The 17174-nt window shown below is 64.4% G+C and carries 19 protein-coding genes; 14 read left to right on the top strand and 5 right to left on the bottom strand.

The window, feature by feature from the left end:
- The first annotated feature begins 32 nt into the window (after nucleotides 1-32).
- Nucleotides 33-299 (top strand): hypothetical protein, encoded by a 267-nt coding sequence (locus SJI00_RS21950; RefSeq protein ID WP_322463784.1) that lies wholly within the window; start codon nucleotides 33-35, stop codon nucleotides 297-299.
- Here SJI00_RS21950 and SJI00_RS21945 read toward each other — a convergent pair.
- Nucleotides 293-1333 (bottom strand): DNA-binding protein, encoded by a 1041-nt coding sequence (locus tag SJI00_RS21945; protein ID WP_322463783.1) that lies wholly within the window; start codon nucleotides 1331-1333, stop codon nucleotides 293-295. The genes SJI00_RS21950 and SJI00_RS21945 overlap by 7 nt on opposite strands.
- 385 nt (nucleotides 1334-1718) lie before the next feature.
- On the opposite strand from SJI00_RS21945, the gene SJI00_RS21940 reads away from it, so the two are divergent.
- The 3 genes from SJI00_RS21940 to SJI00_RS21930 all read left to right on the top strand — a co-directional run bounded on the left by SJI00_RS21940 (nucleotide 1719) and on the right by SJI00_RS21930 (nucleotide 5338).
- Nucleotides 1719-4052, top strand: coding sequence for a putative bifunctional diguanylate cyclase/phosphodiesterase (locus tag SJI00_RS21940; RefSeq protein ID WP_416221076.1), 2334 nt, complete (start codon nucleotides 1719-1721; stop codon nucleotides 4050-4052).
- A 66-nt stretch (nucleotides 4053-4118) separates the two neighbouring features.
- A complete protein-coding gene (locus tag SJI00_RS21935) occupies nucleotides 4119-5069 on the top strand; it encodes a site-specific integrase (RefSeq protein ID WP_322463782.1) in 951 nt (316 codons plus the stop codon).
- 65 nt (nucleotides 5070-5134) lie between these two features.
- The gene (locus SJI00_RS21930; protein WP_322463781.1) at nucleotides 5135-5338 is read left to right on the top strand and encodes a hypothetical protein; all 204 of its coding nucleotides are present in this window, start codon (nucleotides 5135-5137) and stop codon (nucleotides 5336-5338) included.
- 78 nt (nucleotides 5339-5416) lie between these two features.
- Here the strand turns inward: SJI00_RS21930 and SJI00_RS21925 are convergent, their stop codons facing one another.
- Nucleotides 5417-6439 (bottom strand): alpha/beta hydrolase family protein, encoded by a 1023-nt coding sequence (locus tag SJI00_RS21925; RefSeq protein WP_416221075.1) that lies wholly within the window; start codon nucleotides 6437-6439, stop codon nucleotides 5417-5419.
- Between the two features lie 484 nt (nucleotides 6440-6923).
- Entirely contained in the window at nucleotides 6924-7532 is a 609-nt protein-coding gene (locus SJI00_RS21920) for an FMN-dependent NADH-azoreductase (RefSeq protein WP_322463780.1), read from the bottom strand.
- Between the two features lie 237 nt (nucleotides 7533-7769).
- Between SJI00_RS21920 and SJI00_RS21915 the strand changes: the two genes are divergently transcribed.
- Both SJI00_RS21915 and SJI00_RS21910 read left to right on the top strand, forming a co-directional pair.
- Nucleotides 7770-8699, top strand: a complete 930-nt coding sequence (locus SJI00_RS21915; RefSeq protein WP_322463779.1) for a LysR substrate-binding domain-containing protein — start codon at nucleotides 7770-7772, stop codon at nucleotides 8697-8699.
- Nucleotides 8692-9051: an MmcQ/YjbR family DNA-binding protein gene (locus tag SJI00_RS21910; RefSeq protein ID WP_322463778.1), complete on the top strand. Its 360-nt coding sequence runs from the start codon at nucleotides 8692-8694 to the stop codon at nucleotides 9049-9051. Before SJI00_RS21915 ends, SJI00_RS21910 begins: the two co-directional genes overlap by 8 nt.
- A gap of 117 nt (nucleotides 9052-9168) precedes the next feature.
- Here the strand turns inward: SJI00_RS21910 and SJI00_RS21905 are convergent, their stop codons facing one another.
- Both SJI00_RS21905 and SJI00_RS21900 read right to left on the bottom strand, forming a co-directional pair.
- Nucleotides 9169-9555, bottom strand: coding sequence for a DUF1294 domain-containing protein (locus SJI00_RS21905; RefSeq protein ID WP_322463777.1), 387 nt, complete (start codon nucleotides 9553-9555; stop codon nucleotides 9169-9171).
- A 1-nt stretch (nucleotide 9556) separates the two neighbouring features.
- Nucleotides 9557-10387 (bottom strand): undecaprenyl-diphosphate phosphatase, encoded by an 831-nt coding sequence (locus SJI00_RS21900; RefSeq protein ID WP_322463776.1) that lies wholly within the window; start codon nucleotides 10385-10387, stop codon nucleotides 9557-9559.
- Nucleotides 10388-10737: 350 nt separating this feature from the next.
- On the opposite strand from SJI00_RS21900, the gene pnuC reads away from it, so the two are divergent.
- The 8 genes from pnuC to fapF all read left to right on the top strand — a co-directional run bounded on the left by pnuC (nucleotide 10738) and on the right by fapF (nucleotide 17169).
- Nucleotides 10738-11304 carry a nicotinamide riboside transporter PnuC gene (pnuC, locus tag SJI00_RS21895; protein WP_322463775.1) on the top strand — a complete coding sequence of 189 codons (567 nt, stop codon included), beginning with the start codon at nucleotides 10738-10740 and terminating at the stop codon, nucleotides 11302-11304.
- A complete protein-coding gene (locus tag SJI00_RS21890) occupies nucleotides 11301-11831 on the top strand; it encodes an AAA family ATPase (protein ID WP_322463774.1) in 531 nt (176 codons plus the stop codon). Before pnuC ends, SJI00_RS21890 begins: the two co-directional genes overlap by 4 nt.
- A gap of 309 nt (nucleotides 11832-12140) precedes the next feature.
- Complete coding sequence (fapA, locus tag SJI00_RS21885; RefSeq protein WP_322463773.1) at nucleotides 12141-12599, top strand: functional amyloid chaperone FapA; 459 nt, start codon at nucleotides 12141-12143, stop codon at nucleotides 12597-12599.
- Nucleotides 12600-12606: 7 nt separating this feature from the next.
- A complete protein-coding gene (fapB, locus tag SJI00_RS21880) occupies nucleotides 12607-13179 on the top strand; it encodes a fibril amyloid subunit FapB (RefSeq protein WP_416221078.1) in 573 nt (190 codons plus the stop codon).
- 66 nt (nucleotides 13180-13245) lie between these two features.
- Complete coding sequence (gene fapC, locus SJI00_RS21875; RefSeq protein WP_322463771.1) at nucleotides 13246-14166, top strand: amyloid-like fimbrin subunit FapC; 921 nt, start codon at nucleotides 13246-13248, stop codon at nucleotides 14164-14166.
- A gap of 191 nt (nucleotides 14167-14357) precedes the next feature.
- Nucleotides 14358-15038, top strand: coding sequence for a fibril amyloid maturation endopeptidase FapD (gene fapD / locus SJI00_RS21870; RefSeq protein WP_322463770.1), 681 nt, complete (start codon nucleotides 14358-14360; stop codon nucleotides 15036-15038).
- Nucleotides 15039-15070: 32 nt separating this feature from the next.
- Nucleotides 15071-15817 (top strand): fibril amyloid subunit FapE, encoded by a 747-nt coding sequence (gene fapE / locus SJI00_RS21865; RefSeq protein ID WP_322463769.1) that lies wholly within the window; start codon nucleotides 15071-15073, stop codon nucleotides 15815-15817.
- A 47-nt stretch (nucleotides 15818-15864) separates the two neighbouring features.
- A complete protein-coding gene (gene fapF / locus SJI00_RS21860; protein WP_322463768.1) occupies nucleotides 15865-17169 on the top strand; it encodes a fibril amyloid transporter FapF in 1305 nt (434 codons plus the stop codon).
- The last annotated feature ends 5 nt before the right edge of the window (nucleotides 17170-17174 follow it).

Genomic DNA, 17174 nt, shown 5'->3' with positions numbered 1-17174 from the left:
TGTTCTGATGAACCCACTCTAGAGGTAACTACATGAGCAACCCAGCACTGCAATCCGAACTGCTCACGCGTCTGTTGCACGCCCACCCCCATGGGCTGGGCAAGGAAATTCTCGACAATTACCGCGGCGAAAAAGCCGTCGCCGGGATGCTCAAGACCCTGCAGGACCAAGGCCTGATCCACGACGGCAGCGTAGAGGTCGATGAGCATCAGGTAAGCGTCAACTACCCGATCAAATTGTCCAGTTCCGGCGTCGATGCCGCGAAACGTGCCGAAGCCGCAAAGCCTGCCGATCAGTGATCAGCCGCTGGCCCCTCGCTGTGGTGAGGGGCCGCTTGGCCTGACGCCTTTTCTGTCAACGCTCGTACCTCTTCCCTGCTCGCCTGCCAGCCCTCGCTCACTCGCTTCAATTCAGCGCCCAGTCGCTCCAGTTGCCGCGCCTGTTCGGTGCAGATGCCCTGACGCTGCTCGAGCGCCTGCGCCTGCCCGCTGACCTGACGGCGCAACTCATCACTGGCGCCCTGTACCTGCGCCAACATCGAGCGCAAGCCATCGATCTGCGCATCGCGCTGCTCAAGGTGTTCGTCACGCACCTGCAATTGCGCCGACGCCTGGCGTTGCTCGGCCAGCAGCCGCTCGTTGTCGCGGTGCAAGCGCGTCAGTTCGTCCTGTTTGACGATCACGCTTTGCTGCACCTGGCGTAATTCGACCTGCAACTGCTGCACCTGGCCTTCATGGCGGCGCTGATCCTGCTCGCGCTGCTCTCGGCTGGCGGCGCGGTAGTGCTCCAGGGCATCGCGGGCATGCCGGTGCTTTTCTTCGAGCGAGCGCAGGTGCTCGTCCTTGTCGGCGACGCGACGCTGAAGCTCGCCCACCGCCTGGTTGAGGCTGGCATTGCGCAACTGCTCGGCTTGCAGCGAAGCCGCAGTTGCAACGAGACGTTCCGATTCGGCCTGCAGCGCCGCCGCGTGGACCTGGTGCTGCTGGTGGGCGGCTGCCAACGCCTGTTGAGCCAGATCGAGCTGGGCCTGCCACTGCTCAGACTGCTCGTTGAAAGCGGCCTGCGCGCGATTCAGCTCCGCCTGCGCCTCGTGTTCAAGCTGGGCCGCCAGCTGCTGAACCATTTGCCCGAGCTGATCGCTCAACGAGGGTGCGCCGTTCAGCCCTGACGGTTCACGGGCCTCGAGCTCCTTGAGGTAGCGATGGATAGTGGTTTTCGAGCCCGTGTTGCCCAGCTCGACCCGTACGGCATCGATGCTTGGGTTTTCGCCGCGGGCCATTAGCGCCTGGCGTGCCTGCTGCACCACCGCTTTGTTTATGCCACCTCTGGCCATGCGCACTCCGTCGATTTCGTACTGTATTATGTACCATGTAATTACATACTGATAATGCCGTTAATGGAAGCCCTAATCAAACGAATTCTGACATTAAATAATCACGGCTTATCGCATCTGATGAGGGTTTCCATCGCCTTTTGTGGTCGTGACCGTTGCAGGCAGTACGAAACCCCAGTTCCACACCGTCGCCCGCAGACCGCTAAAGAACGCCTCGCCAGCCTCGTCCGAGCAAACACAGACCCACAGCTGCCTCGCTGAACCCGAGGCGCATGCACGCGTTGGCAGGCACGCAGTCGGGTCAAGGCATTTCGCCACCAGTCATCCGGCTGTCATCTCGCTGTCGTAATTTCCCTTCACTCCCCTTGGTCGAGACGCCCCCGCCGTGACACGCCGCACTTTCTCTTGCGCAGGCCTGCTGCCACAGCTGCCGCAGCTGCTGCTGACGCTCTGCGCCATGACCTTGGTGTTCCTCTGGGCGCTGCATTTCTCGCAGCAGGCGGCCACTCGCGAGCGCGCATTGCAGGCCAAGGCCGCCGAGCACCTGAACCTCGCCAGCGTGGTTGCGCAGAGCCTGCGCCAAGTGGTCGACCGCGCCCTGGTCGTGGGCCGTGTCAGCCATGACAGCCTCAGCGCCACGCCCCACACTGACTTCAGCCTTGCCCACGCACTGACCCAGGACCCGGCGTTTGCACGCATGGCGCTGTACGACGCCCAAGGCAGGCTGCTGTCGGGCAGCCACGCAGATGCTCTGGCGCAGTTGCCCCCGGCCTGGCTGATGCAACTGGCGCAGCATGTCCAGCGCGTGGGCGTCACACCGCTGCTCATCCAGCTCGACAGCGGCCCGGGCAGTGCGTGGCCGGCGTCGCGCCTGATGTTCATGCTGCCGGTGAGTGGGACGGTGGCCGCCGACCTCGACAGCCTTGTCTGGGTCGAGCTGGATGTCGGTTACATGACGGAGCTGTTGCAACACATCGACTTGGGCCACAGCGGCCTGGTGCGCCTGCTGCAAGACGATGGCCAAGAGCGCCTGCGCATCCGCAGTCAGGGCGTCGCGGCCAGTGGCCAGGCGCTGATTCCGAGCCTGCCGGCCAATGCCCGTGAGGCCGGGCTGATCACTCAGTCCAGTGCCCAGGGCGTGTACCAAAGCCTGTACCGGCGTGTGGCCGAGCATGGCTTCAGCGTGGTGGTCAGCCAGCGCCAAGAAGAGATTCTGGCCGGCGCCACGGCGGCGTCCGCGCGTCAGTTGTGGCTGAACCTGTGCATGACCGGGCTGATCCTGGCGTGCATGGCCTGGGGTCTGCGCTTGCTGCAGAAGCGCGAGGATGCCTTCAACGCGCTGGAGCAGTCGCAGCAGGTCAACCAGCAACTGATCGGCCGTCTGGAAGACGCTCACCGGCTGAGCAGCCACGCCGCCTCCACCGACCACCTCAGCGGCCTGCTCAACCGTCGCCAGTTCGTCGAGGTGGCCAGCCAGGTGCTGACCGTGCAGCGCGGCCGACGGCAATTGCTGGCCATCCTGTTCATCGACATGGACCGCTTCAAGTCAATCAACGACTCGCTCGGGCACAAGGTCGGTGACCTGTTGTTGCAGGCCGTGGCCGGGCGCATCCAGCGCCTGCTGGACAGTACCGACCAGGCCTCACGGTTTGGTGGCGATGAATTCCTCGTGCTACTGGCCGGTGAGCGCAGCGAGGAGCAGATCGATGCCTGGGTCCGCACGCTGGTAGACAAGCTGTCGGCCACCTACGCCCTGGACGGCCAGGAGGTGAACACCAGCCCTAGCGTCGGCGTGAGCATCTGCCCGCGTGACGGCCAGGACATCGACGGCCTGATTCGCTGCGCCGATGCCGCCATGTATTCGGCCAAGCAGGCTGGGCGCGGGCAATACCGCTTCTTCGACCCGTCCCTGAACCTGGCCGACATCCACGCCTTTACCCTTGAGCAAGCCTTCGGCAATGCCCTGGCCGAGCGTCAGTTCGTGCTGCATTACCAACCGCTGATCCGCCTCGACACGCTGCAAGTCAGCGGCTATGAAGCGCTGGTGCGCTGGCAGCACCCGGCGTTCGGCCTGCTTTACCCCGACCGTTTCATCGGCTTGGCCGAGCGCAGTGGCTTTATCGTCGCGCTGGGCTGGGAGGTGCTACGCCTGGCCTGTGAAGAACTGGTGTGTTGGTCGGCGCAAGCGGTCACGGCGCGCCTGGCGGTGAACGTGTCGGCGTTGCAGTTGCGCCAGGTCGATTTCAGCGAGCGCTTGCTGAGCGAGCTGCAGGACCACGGCCTGGCACCAGCACGGCTTGAACTGGAAATCACCGAAACCACCGTGCTCGATGGTGAAGGCCTGGCCCTGGAACATCTGCGCCGGCTGCGCGCGGCGGGTATGGGCGTCAGCCTGGACGACTTCGGGTGCGGTTACGCAGGCTTTGCGCATTTGCAGTCGTTGCCGCTGAGCAAGCTGAAAATCGACCGCACGCTGATCGCGCCGCTGTGCAACAGCTATGACGACAGCCCGATCGTGTCCTCGACCATTATCCTGGCCAAGCGCTTGGGCCTGGAAGTGGTGGCCGAGGGTGTGGAAACCCGTGAGCAACTGGTGTGCCTGAAGCTCGCCGGCTGCGACATCGCCCAGGGTTACCATTTCAGCCGGCCACTGTGCGCCGAGCAGTTGCGGGGCTATGCGCCTTTCAAGGGCGTCGAGGACGCAGCCTGCACCCATTGATGCGAGCCTTGGCCGTGAGCGGGCACTGGTTTATGGTGGCGCCATTTCCCGCTTGAAACCCTCACCATGACCGACATCGAGCGCTACGTCCGCGCCGCGACCCGCGACAACACCCGGCGCAGCTACCAAGCGGCGGTCGAGCATTTCGAGGTGCACTGGGGCGGTTTCCTGCCCGCCACCGCCGACAGCATCGCCCGTTACCTGGCTGACCACGCCAACGTGCACGCCGTCAGCACCTTGCGCCAGCGCCTGGCGGCGCTCAGCCAGTGGCATGTCAGCCAGGGTTTCCCCGACCCGACCAAGGCGCCGCTGGTGCGCCAGGTACTGCGCGGCATCCGCACCCTGCATCCAGCCCCGCCGCGCCAAGCCGCGCCCTTGCTGCTACAGCATCTGAGCAGCGCCGTGGCGTGCTTCGAGCGCGAAGCTGCGCAGGCCCAGGCCGAGCACGACCTGCCCAGCCTGCTGCGCGCGCGCCGAGACAGCGCCTTGCTGTTGCTGGGCTTCTGGCGCGGTTTTCGGGGCGATGAATTGGCGCGCCTGCAGGTGGAACACATTCAGGCCCAGGCCGGTGTGGGCATCAGCCTGTACCTGCCGCGCAGCAAAGGTGACCGTGAGGCGCAGGGCGTGCAGCACCGCACGCCGGCCTTGAAGGCACTGTGTCCGGTCACGGCCTACCTGCAATGGATCGAAGTCGCCGGCCTGGCCCGCGGCCCGGTGTTTCGCAAGCTCGATCGCTGGGGCAACCTCAGCGACGCGCCGCTCAACAGCAACAGCCTGATCGGCCTGCTGCGGCGCATGCTGGAGCGCGCCGAGGTGCCGGCCGCGCTGTACACCGGGCACTCGCTGCGCCGCGGCTTTGCCACCTGGGCCACGGCCAATGGCTGGGAGTTGAAATCGCTCATGAGCTATGTGGGCTGGAAGGATGCCAAGTCTGCGTTGCGCTATATCGACGCCGCGCAGCGCTTTGGCGAGCTGGCGGTGGGTACGCCGGCAGTGCTGCTGGAAGCGAAAGACTGAACCCTCGGGTTTGTGCGCAGGCCCAACGTTGTGTTGCCCCCGCACACCTTTAGAGGAACCTGGTCATGACCATCCCGCCCAATCGCGATCCGTACATCGACGAAGTCCTGCAAAACCCTGGCGAGCCAGCACCGGGGCGTGCGCACCCGTCGGAGGACACCCCGCCCGCCAAGCCGGAGCACCCCGAGCTGGACCCTGACAATCCTCAACCGCCACCTCCAGAGTGGCCGGACGACACTGTCAAGCCGGAAGATCAATCCGGCGGCTGAGCGAGCCTGACCCCCGCCATTGTCCGACCGGCCCGCCCCAGGCGGGTCGGGCCTGGCGTGCCAGAGCGGGAGCTGCACTCAATGCCGATCGCTGACTCGCTGCAGATGCGGCAACGCCAGCGCCTGGCCAAAGAACACCCCCGCCTCGCTCTGTAGGGTCTGGTGAATGCCCTCCCGGTCCACGCCTTCGGCGTCCTTGCACAGCGCTGGCATACGTTGCAGCTGCTCCGCATCGCAGGGCGCCATGAACACGAAATGCCCTGCACCCGCCAACAACCGGTAGTCCGGTGTCTGCGGCAGTTTGCGCGCCAGCGCCTCGGCGTTGCGCGCAAGCATCAGGAGCTGATCGCTGTCGCCGCTGTAGATCAATGCCGGCACGTGCACCGCCGACAGCGCGTGACGGCTGAACAGCAGGCTCAAGGGTGCCAGCAACAGCACCGCCCCGACCCGCTGATCGGCAGCGGGGCCCAGCTCGTCATGGTCTGCGCGCAACACGCCTTGGGCGTGGCAGGCATCGGCATCGCTGGGGAATTGCAAACAGTGCTGGCGCAGACGCGCCGGGTCAGGCTCGGCGCCGGCGAGAATCAGTGCCGTTTCGCCGCCGGCCGAATAACCGATCACCCCGACCTTGCCACGGTTCACTGCCGAGCCCAGACGCGAGTCGGCGCGCGCTGCACTGATGGCGGCACTGACCTGCAAGGGCCGGCCATACAGATTGCTCAGCGCGCCAAGGCGACTGTGGTCCTGGGTGTTGTCGCCAGGGTGGGTCACGGCCACGACGACGAAACCTTGTCGGGCCAGTGAGGTGGCCAGGTCATGCAGGGCCAACGGGCTGCCGGTGTTGCCGTGGGACATCACCAGCAGCGGAAAACGCCCCGCCGCAATTGGCAGCTGCTCGCCGGCGTCGATCCGATAATCACCCAAGTGCATCTGCGTGGGCGGCGCGCTGGAGGGGTAGAACGCCAGGGCCTGCATGGGTTGATCGTCGACGGGGTCGATCAGGTGCAGCGTCTGCTCCCCGGCGCTCCAGGAGGCGGCGTGGACCACCGGCGTCATCAAGGTAATCAGCAGCATGGCAACAACTTTGCGAGGCGCACGCATGGGGCGATTCCTCTCATAAAACTGCACGGAACGTGTTGACTTGGCATGCATGGGCCGCAGCCAACTGTCTTTCATTCAACGCCAACCAAGGGCTGTTTAGGCGGGTCCGGTCAGCTGAACCCGTGTCGCCCTTACTGGCCCGGCCTCGCCGTCCTTCGCCAGTGACCGTAGCGCCGGACGGCTCGCTGCTACAGGTACGTGAGGCATCTGAACGTCACGCGGCCGGGTAGGAGCGATGTTAGTCGCGATGGGCGGGGAGCCGTCCTGGCTCAAACGCCACGGGTCGCGCGGTAAGGCACGACTGCAGCGGTTGGGCCTGCGTCGTAGCCCGACGCGTCCGAATTCGCACCGATACCAGGCGCGCCGCTTCGCATTGCCTCAGTCGCAGCCTATCGCCGCTCCCGCGCTCGACGGATGAAATATGGATGAAAAAAAACCGGCGGGCGCTCGGGGCGCCAGCCGGTCGGGTTGCGTCAGACGGCGATCAGGCGGCGAACAGCTCGCCCGCGATCTGCGACTGCGCCGCTTGCAGGGCTGCATCGCGGTGCTCGGGACCGTATGCCAAGCCTTGGGCGCGCACGATCTGCACGTTGGTGATGCCGATGAAGCCGAGGAACACCTTGAGGAAGTCTTCGTGGCCGACACCGCTCGCCTGGCCTTCATGCAGGCCGCCTGCCGTGGATACCAGCACGACTCTCTTGCCGCCGCACAGGCCTTCGGCACCTGCATCGGTGTAGCGGAAGGTCTGCCCGGCAACGGCGATGCGGTCGATCCAGGCCTTGAGCTGGGTCGGCACGCTGAAGTTGTACATCGGCGCACCGATGACCACGGCATCCGCCGCAAGAAATTCGGCCAGGGTCTGGGCGCTGAGCTGGGCTTCATGGGCTTGAGCGGCGTCGCGCGCCGCTTCAGCGGTGCCGGCGGCCAGCAAGGTGGCGGCAGAGAAGTGGCTGATGGCATCGGCGGCCAGGTCGCGGTACGTCACTTCGACGCTTGGATCGGCGGCCTGCCAGGCTTGGACCACTTGCTGGGTCAACTGACGGGAGGCGGAATGTTCGCCAAGAATGCTCGAATCGATGTGCAGCAACTTCATGGTGAGGCTCCTGTAGGGCGGGTGATCGGCAGGCCGATCAGGATGATGGGCATCCTACTGAAGGTATCAATCGTTGATAAGTCAGCGTTAATGCACTGCATCGTTCTATCAGTGAGACGAAAAAGTTCTAATTAGCACCTCAAGAGACGCTATAGCCGAGAGGAGTACATCTGTACTCTTTCCGTATTGAGCTCAGGATCGTTATCATGGCCACCCCTCCGGTAACCGGCCTTCGCCATGACCACGCTGCGTACACCGCCCGCCGCCCGTGACCTCAATGACTTGTTCTATTTCGCTGAAGTGGTGGCCGCTGGTGGCTTCGCAGCTGCCGGCCGGCGGCTGGGTATCCCCAAGTCGCGGCTCTCTCGGCGCATTGCCGAGCTGGAGGAGCGCCTCGGTACGCGTCTGCTGCAGCGCACCACCCGGCAGTTGAAACTGACCGCCGTGGGCGAGCGCTACCTGCACCACTGCCAGGCCATGCTGCTGGAGGCCGAAGCGGCCGATGAGGTGGTGGCGAGCATGAGCAGCGAGCCTCGCGGTCGGCTGCGGGTGTCGTGTCCGGTGGCACTGGCCCATGCCTTTCTGCCCGACATCATCCGCCGCTTTTTAGCCCAGTACCCGCTGGTGCAACTGGACATGGTGCTGATCAACCGGCGCGTAGACCTGATTTCCGAGGGCATTGATGTGGCCCTGCGCGTGCGCGACCCGGGTGATGAAGACCCCGCGCTGGTCACCCGGCGGCTGGCCCAGGCGCAGATGCAAGTGGTGGCGGCGCCAGGTTTTGCCGATCAGGTCACCGAGCCCTCAGAGTTGGCCAGCCTGCCGCTGCTGGGTGCGGTTGAAGCCGACCGGTTGGTGCACCTGCGCCTGCTGCACCGCGACGGCCGCCAGCACCATTTGGCGCTGGAGCCGCGTCTGGCCGTGGATGATTTCGTCATGCGTAACGCCGCAGTACGGGCCGGCCTGGGCTTCACCGCGCTACCGAGTCTGTTCTGCGAAGAGGAGCTGGCGCGCGGCGAGCTGGTGCGCCTGCTGCCGGAATGGTCATTGCCCGAGGGCTGGCTGCAAGCGGTGTATCCGCACCGCCGCGGGTTGCTGCCGGCGGTAAGGGCCTGGATCGATCACTTGGCGGCCTCGTTCGAGGTCTGTGGAGAGCGTTATGTCTGACACCCCGCTGCTGCCTGAACAGGCAGCGCAGTATTGCCTGAGCCTGCCGGGCGCTACCGAGGACTATAAATGGGGCGGCGTACGGGTGTTCTGCTTGCCCGGCAACAAGATGTTTGCGGTGCAGGACCTGGCCGGGGCGGGGTTGTCGTTCAAGGTCGACGCTGAGCTGTTTCTCGGTTACGTCGATCGGCCCGGGGTACGGCCGGCGCCGTATCTGGCACGCGCGCAGTGGATCAGCGTCGCGCCGCCTTATGCCATGGGGCGCAAGGAACTGACAGACCTGCTCAAGCGATCCCATCAGTTGGTGGTACGCAGGTTACCCAAGCGTCAGCAGGCTGGATTGCTGCTGTAGACGCCGCGTGGATCAAGCTGCGGAACTCGACATTCATGCGATCCTGAACGGCTATTGCCCGGATGGGCGGCAATGCCGCCCTGATGCAAGCGCCGCGTTGTACCGGATAGAACGCAATCAATGGACCCTGGCCCAAAAGGGCACAGCCCACAGCGCCTGATGCAACGCCACGATCACCCAGAACACCACCTGATACGACACCTTGCGCGTCTTGTGCCGCAACCGTTGTTGCGCCACCAGGGCGCCCGGCCAGCCGCCGCACAGCTCACTCAGGTGCAGCGCGTTTTCCGGGATGCGCTGGCCGTTCACCCGCGCCTGATGCTTGTCACGCCAGTACAGCAGCACGCTCAGCAGGCTGGCGACCGGATACACCAGCAGCGCCCACTTCGCCCAGCCCGCGCCGCTCGCAGCGATGTGCACCGCGCCCAGGCCTGGCATCACGCACAGCGCAGCCAATAGCGCGAGTTTCAAGGGCAGATACTGAACGTGCTGACGTGCCGCCATGTCAGGCACTCGCCGTCGACCAGTCCACCCAGCCGAACTCCCAGGTCGCCAGGATCAACAAGCCAAACACGATCCGGTACCAGGCAAACACGGCGTAGCTGTGATTGGCGATAAACTTGAGCAAGGCGCGCACGGCAATCATGGCGAAGACGAACGACACCACGAAACCCACGGCAAACACCGGCAGGTCTGCGGGCTGGAACAGGTCACGGTACTTGTAGCCCGAGTACACCGCCGCGCCGACCATGGTGGGCATGGCCAGGAAGAACGAGAACTCGGTGGCGGCCTTGCGCGACAGGCCAAACAGCAGCCCGCCGATGATCGTCGAACCCGAGCGCGAGGTGCCCGGAATCATCGCCAGGCACTGCACGAAGCCGATTTTCAGGGCGTGCGTCCAGCGCATCTGGTCGACATGCTCGACCTCGATGGGGTGCTCGCGCCGCTCGGCCCAGAGCATGATCACGCCGCCCAGCACCAAGGCTGCCGCCACGGTGATGGGGTTGAACAGGTAGTGGTGAATCAAGTCGGCAAAGATCACCCCGAGCACCACCGCCGGCAGGAAGGCGATCAGCAGGTTAAGGGTGAACTTGCGGGCCGGCGCCTGGGTGGGCAGACCCACCACGATGTCGAGGATCTTGCGGCGAAACTCCCACACCACCGCCAGGATTGCGCCGAGCTGAATGATGATGTTGAACGCCATGGCGCGCTCACCACCAAAGTCGATCAGGTCGGCCACGATGATCTGGTGACCGGTGCTGGATATGGGCAGGAACTCGGTGAGCCCTTCGACAATGCCCAGAATGATTGCCTGGGCGGCACTCCAAAGATCCATCCATCCTCCAAAAAAACGTGTCAGCGGTTGCAGCTCGTCGGGCACTGGTCGAGCCTGGCAGGCTGTTCGGCCAGATCGCTCGCCAAGCAGCGCGCTTGGCAGTCGCTCGGGCTTACCCGGCAAAGGCTGCCAGGCAGCCGCCGGCGCGGCCATCACTCATTCAACAGTGCAGCGTTGCAGTCAAAACGCGCCTTTTTACAGCGACCGTTGGTTGCAACGCCAGCAGAAAAGTTCACTCGCTCAAAGGTTTCATCCAATTCCTACCAGCGTATGACGTCCTGCGCGGGCAGTAGCATTGTGTGTGCATCGGGTTACAATCGCCGCCCCTCTTCCCTGGTACAGGAACGCCGATGTCAGGCCTCGAACTGTTCGCCGCCGCGCTCGGCGTCATTGCCGTGTGGCTCACGGTCAAACAGAACCCCTGGTGCTGGCCCATCGGGCTGGTGATGGTGGTGCTGTACAGCTGGATCTTCTACGAAGTGAAGCTGTATTCGGACATGCTCCTGCAACTGGTCTACGCCGTGCTGCAGCTCTACGGCTGGTGGCAGTGGACACGCCCAGGCCGGCCCGCCGATGCGCGCCATGTCAGTCGGTTGGCGTGGCCGGCGATCTGCTCCGGGTTGGGTGTCGGCCTGCTGGCAAGCCTGGGCCTGGGCGCCGCGATGGCGCACTGGACCGACGCCGCGCAGCCCTGGCTGGACGCGGCGCTGACGGCCTTCAGCCTGGTCGCGCAGCTGTGGATGGCGCACAAACGCCTGCAATGCTGGGCGCTGTGGGTGGTGCTGGACGTGATCTTCGTCGGCCTGTTCCTGTACAAGGGCCTGTACCTCACCGCAGCGCTGTACGCGCTGTTCACCCTGATTGCCGTACGCGGTTTCCTTGAGTGGCGACGTGATCCTGCCCTGGTGGCGGCATGAAGGTCGTGGTGCTGTGCGGTCCGGAATCGAGCGGTAAAAGCTGGCTCAGCGGCGAGCTGCGCACGCGCTTTGGCGCCGTGGTGGTGAGTGAATACGTGCGCCACTTCATCGAGCAGACGCAACGCGACACCTGCTACGCCGACATCCCCGCCATCGCCCAGGGCCAGCTTGACTGGGAAGATCACGCCCGCCAGCAAGCACCGCAGCTGTTGGTGCTCGATACCCACCTGCTGAGCAACATCCTCTGGAGCCGGACCCTGTTCGCAGATTGTCCAGCGTGGCTCGAACATGCCTTGCTCGCTCGCCACTACGACCTGCACCTGCTGTTGCGCCCCGAAGGGGTGGACTGGGTCGGCGACGGCATGCGCTGCCAACCGCTGCTCAGTGAGCGCCAGCGTTTTTTTGACCACAGCCTGCACTGGCTGCAAGCCCACCAGCGCCCCGTGCAAGTCGTTGAAGGCGCGTGGGAGCAACGGCGCGAGGCGGTCTTCATGGCGGTACAACGTCTGTTGGACGCTGAGCGCTAAATCCGCGAAGTGTCAAGCCGGTGAAACACATCGAACGGCCACAGGCCGCGCGGTTGCTCGCCGGGCCCTGGGTGGCTCAAGGCTGTATCAGCCGTGATACAACCTGCTTGGAAACGCGCTGAAGGCCCCGTGCCAAGGCCTTGCAAAGGCAGCACAGCGCACCGCTGTATCAGCCATGAAACACCTTCCTTCGGAAAATCCTGCATACGCCTCCCAAGTCTTTGATTCAGCGCCGTTTTCAAAAAGCGGCACAGCTCCTGCTATCTCTCCGGCAACGCCGCAAGGCCATTGCAGCACCGGGAGAACGCCGTGAGGATCGCCACCAGCACATTGCCTGCTCTGCTCCTGCTCGGATGCGTGACGGGCACCGTACTGCCACTGCCAGCACTGGCGGCAGGCAACGGGGTGATCGTGATCAACCGCGACGTGCAGGCCCGCCCGGCGATTCGCCGCACCGGCGCCCCTGACCCCTACCCGACCACCGTCAACACCAACCCTTCGCAGCGGGTGCTGGCGCAGACCAACGAGCTCAGCGACGGCGACTTCGCTTCGGTCGCCAGCGGCTCGACCGTCAACCGCGTGTTTACCCCAGACGCCAACGGCAACCTGCGCGGCATGAACGCGGTGCACGGCCAGTTGCCCGGTGTCGGCGGCGGCGCCGGTGCCGGTGCCGGGGCTGCTGGCACCGGCGGCGGCGTGGCCAACACCGTCAACCAGAGCGTGCAGCGTGGTTTGGCGCCCCTGCAAATCCTGACCCGGGGGCAATGAGATGCGCATCCATCGTTTTCCCCTGCTCTGCCTGGCGTTGGCCGCCGGCCACGCCCTGGCCGCCTCACCGGTGGTCGACGCCGCCCGCCTCGACGCCAGCGGCCAAGGCTTTCAAGGCAACCTGACCATCAACCAGGCCGCCGGCGACGCCGTGCAGCAAGCCAACGCCCGCGCCGTGGCCATCGGCCACAACACCAGCGCTCGGACCGAGGTACAGCAGCGCAACGACTGGCAGGCCAACCCGGCCCGCGACGCCAGCGCTGCGATCACCGGCAATGCCTTCAACCACGGTAGCGGCATGCTCGGCATCAACCAGTCTGCCGGCGCCGCCACTCAACAAGCCAACAGCGTGAGGATCGGCATCAGCGCCATCGCGCAAAGCATCGACGACAGCATTCTCAGCCAGCAGGCCGTAGCGCTGGCCAACGGCTCCGAGACAACCGACCACGTACCGGGCAGCCGCCAGGTTACGACCAGTGACCAGGCCTTCACCGGCAGTCGCGGGGTGGTTCAGTTGAATCAGAGCGCCGGGGTGGGCAACCGCATGGCCAACACTCTGAGCGTCCGGGTCGCAGACTGACCCGAGTGACACACATACCCACAACACGACACACCACACTTAACGACAAACAAGCGGAGAAACACCATGAAACCCACACTGGCACTCAAGCCCCTGGTATTCGCCCTGGCTGCGGTCATGGCAGTGGCTGCACAGGCAGATACCCGCACTGGCAACTCGAACAACAACAATAACAACAACGACACTGTGCAGCAGCTGCTGGTCAACGCCGGCGCTGCCGCCACCGTGACCGACACCCAGAGCAACAGTGGCAACGCCAGCCTGAACCAAGGCACCCGCAACGACGCCCGCATGGAAAGTTCGGCCAACGGCTCGCAAGGCAACCTGGGCGCCAACACCGCCGGTGGCTCGGGCAACCAGCAAGACAACGTCGCCGCCATCGCCACCGCAGATGAAAGCTTCATCTTCGGCAGCGCTGTGGCCCTGTCTACCGCCACCCAGCTCAACAGCGGCAACAACGTGATCAACCACTCGGCGTCCAACAACGCCAGCCTGTCGAACTCGGCCAACGGCAGCTCGGGCAACATCGGCGTTAACGTCAGTGCCGGCGACTTCAACCAACAGAAAAACAACCTCGCCATCGCCGTGTCCGGTGGTCGCGTGGCAGTGGCTGCCGCGGGCGCCAGCCAGACCGTACAAGGTCTGAACGTAGAAAATCGTGCTGATCGCAGCCAGGAAGTGACGACCCTCAGCAACGCCTCCACGTCGACCGGCACCTACAAAGGCACGTCTTCGGGCTACGTGGACGCGGGCTATCACAAACTCCCCGTCCAGCTGAAAGAGCAAGGCACCATCGACCTGGCAGGCTCAAGCTCCTACCAGGTGCTGACCCCTACCGGCTGGCGTAACCCGGTCACCAACACCGCCACCCTGAGCAATTCGCTCAACGGCGTGTCGGGCAACGTGGGTGCCAACGTCTCGGCCGGCTCCGGCAACCAGCAGAGCAACTCGCTGTCGATCGCTGCAGGTTGCAAGGCCTGCATGTAAGACGCCAGACCGATCGCGGTCACATCCGCCCCACAGGCTGCGCAAGGCCTGCAAGAGAAGCCGAACGCACCGGCAAGCACTGCGCAGTGCGGTGGGAGCGGAGTGAACCGCGACGCTTCACAGACTTACCGTTTCGTATCTGCCCTTCGGGGCCTTTTTTTCTGTCTGCAGCGGTCGCTGGAGAAGTATTCATGCGCGTAGTCCTGCTGGCCGCTCTGCTGTGCCTGTCTGCGGTCATCGAAGCCGCCCAGATGCCCATCGCGGCCTTGCCTGGCGGCGCTGTGGTGTACAAGCCTGTGCAAAGTGTGCGCGAGCGGCGCTTCGCCGACCTGGTGCAACAGAAAACCGATTTCAGTTGCGGTGCCGCCGCCCTGGCGACGGTTCTCAAGCAAGCCTATTGGCTCGACGTCACCGAGCATCAGGTGATCGAGGGCATGCTGGCTGAATCGGACCAGGACTCGGTCAAAGTGCAAGGCTTCTCCATGCTCGACATGAAGCGCTACGTCGAAGGCATCGGCATGCGCGCCCGCGGTTACCGGGTCGAGCCCGAGAGCCTGGCGCGCGTCACCATTCCGGTGGTCGTGCTCATGGACATCCGGGGCTACAAGCACTTCGTGGTGCTGCAGCGTGTCGACAAGGGCTGGGCGTATGTCGGCGACCCCGTACTGGGTCACAAGCGCTACCGGCTCGATGATTTCGTCAAAGGCTGGAACGGCATCATCTTCGCCGTCATCGGGGCGGGCTACGACAAAGCCAACGCCCTGCTCGATCCGCCTGCCCCCCTGACGGTCAAAAGCCGCGTCGACGGTTTCTACCCGGTCGAGGATGCGCAGTTGATGGAATTTGGTTTCATCCAGAGCGACTTCTTCTAATGAAACAGGGGCCCGAACCCCGGGGAACAGCGATGAACACTCGTATCTGGCTGGTCGCAGCCTGCCTTGCGACCAGCCTTCCCGCCCATGCACAGCTGTTCAAACCTGTGGAAATCAAGGACCAGGAGCTGGCCCAGCTGCGCGGCAAATACGTCATGCCAGGGCGGATCATCAGCTTCGGAGTGGTCATGAGCAGCACCTGGCAGAACGCTGCCGGCGACCGCATCGGCGCCACCACCACCTTGCAGGTGCAGCAGAACGTCATCAAGCCGCAGTTCTATGTGTCGATCAACGGCGAGAACGGCGCTGGCCAGGCGCCAGGCCACGGCACCGGCCACGTTCAAGGCGGCGCTGGGCTCATTGGCGCCGTGCAGGGCGTGACCCAGTCGGTGCGCGCGGCGGGCGACAGCAACAGCGCGTACAACGATGTGGCCATCAACGTGCGCGAAGCCAGCCAGGCCCCTGACGTGGCCACGCCACAAGGTCAGGTTCTGGCCGCCGGCGCTACCCTCAGCGGCAGCAACAACGCCGGCACCTTGAGCGTCAGCAACAGCGGCAACGGCCTGCAGATGGCCATCCAGGCCAACAACAATCAGGGCGCCAGCCTGCAGCAGCTGGCCGATGGCGGCCTGCTCCAAAGCACCACCCTGCTCGGTGGCAACAATGCCGTCAGCAACATGACCCAGCTCAATGTGGTGCTGCGTGACAACCTGCCGTCTGCCGGGGCTTTGAACTGTAATTTGGACCCGCTCAAGGGCCTACGTATTTCAGGATATTGATCTACGCTTCGTCTCAATTCACATGCAGTAGGAAGGGACGGCCAACCATGCACCGATCGTTGTCATTCAAGGCAGTCGTCTGCCTGGGAACCCTGGTGCCATCCACGCTGTTGTACGCTGCTACCGATCCTCAGGTGGAGGCGCTCAAAGCAGAGTTGATGGCCCTCAAGCAGCGTTATGAATCGCAACAGCAAGCCCTGATGGTGCTTGAACAGCGGGTCCGCCAGGTCGAAGAGCAGCCGGCCGCTCCCGCACCCAAGCGCCTGACCCGTTCACCCGCCTCCCAACCGCGCGGCAATCAAGCCGTGGCGGCCAGCACTGGCGCAGCCGCTGCCGGGGGCACGCCGAGCACCAGCGGCTCTTCTTACGGCCAATCGCTGCAGGACGATTCGCAACCGGCGCAAAGCGTCTCCAACCTCTATGACGAAGCCAGCGGCTTTTTCGGCGGCGGCCGCTTCAGCCTGGAAACCGGCGTGACCTACGCCCGCTACGACACCCGCCAGCTGATCCTCAACGGCTTCCTGGCCCTGGACTCGATTTTCCTGGGCAACATCAACCTGGACCGTATCAAGGCCGACAACTGGACCTTGGACCTGACCGGCCGCTACAACCTCGACCAGCGCTGGCAATTCGACGTCAACGTGCCCGTGGTGTACCGCGAGTCGACGTACCAGTCCGGTGGTGTGGGCGGCAATGCCCAGGGCGTGTCAGAACGAACCGTGACCCGCGACCCGACCCTGGGCGACGTCAACGCTGGGGTGGCCTACAAGTTCCTCGACGAGTCCGAGAACAGCCCGGACGCGGTGGTCAGTCTGCGCGTCAAGGCGCCGACCGGCAAAGACCCGTTCGGCATCAAGCTGCTGCGCGATACGCAGAACGACAGCCTCACTTACCCCGAGGACTTGCCCACCGGCAACGGCGTGTGGTCGATCACCCCGGGCATCTCCCTGGTCAAGACCTACGACCCAGCGGTGATCTTCGGCAGCCTGGCCTACACCCACACCTTCGAAGAGTCCTTCGACGACATCAGCTCGACGGTCAACCAGAAAACCCCGGGCAAGGTGAAGATCGGCGACAGCTTCCAGATCGGCGCGGGGGTGGCCTTTGCCTTGAACGAGAAGATGTCGATGTCGTTCTCGGTGTCCGACCTCATTGCCCGGCGCTCGCGCATCAAGGAGAACGGCGGCGAGTGGACCGACGTCAAGAGCAGCGACGCCAACGCCGCCTACTTCAACGTCGGCATGACGCTGGCTGCCGGCGACAGCCTGACCGTCGTCCCCAACCTCGCCATCGGCCTGACCGACGATGCGCCCGACTTCACCTTCAGCCTGAAAGTGCCTTACTACTTCTGAGCAAC

The sequence above is a fragment of the Pseudomonas gebzensis genome, from assembly GCF_034427815.1.
Classification (GTDB): domain Bacteria; phylum Pseudomonadota; class Gammaproteobacteria; order Pseudomonadales; family Pseudomonadaceae; genus Aquipseudomonas.
The sequence above is the reverse complement of the archived record's forward strand: the minus strand, read 5'-3'. Positions and strand labels throughout refer to the sequence as shown.

Coding starts and splice junctions, on each gene's coding strand:
- SJI00_RS21950 (WP_322463784.1), top strand. CDS start 33: ATGAGCAACCCAGCACTGCAATCCGAACTGCTCACGCGTCTGTTGCAC.
- SJI00_RS21945 (WP_322463783.1), bottom strand. CDS start 1,333: ATGGCCAGAGGTGGCATAAACAAAGCGGTGGTGCAGCAGGCACGCCAG.
- SJI00_RS21935 (WP_322463782.1), top strand. CDS start 4,119: ATGACCGACATCGAGCGCTACGTCCGCGCCGCGACCCGCGACAACACC.
- SJI00_RS21930 (WP_322463781.1), top strand. CDS start 5,135: ATGACCATCCCGCCCAATCGCGATCCGTACATCGACGAAGTCCTGCAA.
- SJI00_RS21925 (WP_416221075.1), bottom strand. CDS start 6,439: ATGCGTGCGCCTCGCAAAGTTGTTGCCATGCTGCTGATTACCTTGATG.
- SJI00_RS21920 (WP_322463780.1), bottom strand. CDS start 7,532: ATGAAGTTGCTGCACATCGATTCGAGCATTCTTGGCGAACATTCCGCC.
- SJI00_RS21915 (WP_322463779.1), top strand. CDS start 7,770: ATGACCACGCTGCGTACACCGCCCGCCGCCCGTGACCTCAATGACTTG.
- SJI00_RS21910 (WP_322463778.1), top strand. CDS start 8,692: ATGTCTGACACCCCGCTGCTGCCTGAACAGGCAGCGCAGTATTGCCTG.
- SJI00_RS21905 (WP_322463777.1), bottom strand. CDS start 9,555: ATGGCGGCACGTCAGCACGTTCAGTATCTGCCCTTGAAACTCGCGCTA.
- SJI00_RS21900 (WP_322463776.1), bottom strand. CDS start 10,387: ATGGATCTTTGGAGTGCCGCCCAGGCAATCATTCTGGGCATTGTCGAA.
- pnuC (WP_322463775.1), top strand. CDS start 10,738: ATGTCAGGCCTCGAACTGTTCGCCGCCGCGCTCGGCGTCATTGCCGTG.
- SJI00_RS21890 (WP_322463774.1), top strand. CDS start 11,301: ATGAAGGTCGTGGTGCTGTGCGGTCCGGAATCGAGCGGTAAAAGCTGG.
- fapC (WP_322463771.1), top strand. CDS start 13,246: ATGAAACCCACACTGGCACTCAAGCCCCTGGTATTCGCCCTGGCTGCG.
- fapD (WP_322463770.1), top strand. CDS start 14,358: ATGCGCGTAGTCCTGCTGGCCGCTCTGCTGTGCCTGTCTGCGGTCATC.
- fapE (WP_322463769.1), top strand. CDS start 15,071: ATGAACACTCGTATCTGGCTGGTCGCAGCCTGCCTTGCGACCAGCCTT.
- fapF (WP_322463768.1), top strand. CDS start 15,865: ATGCACCGATCGTTGTCATTCAAGGCAGTCGTCTGCCTGGGAACCCTG.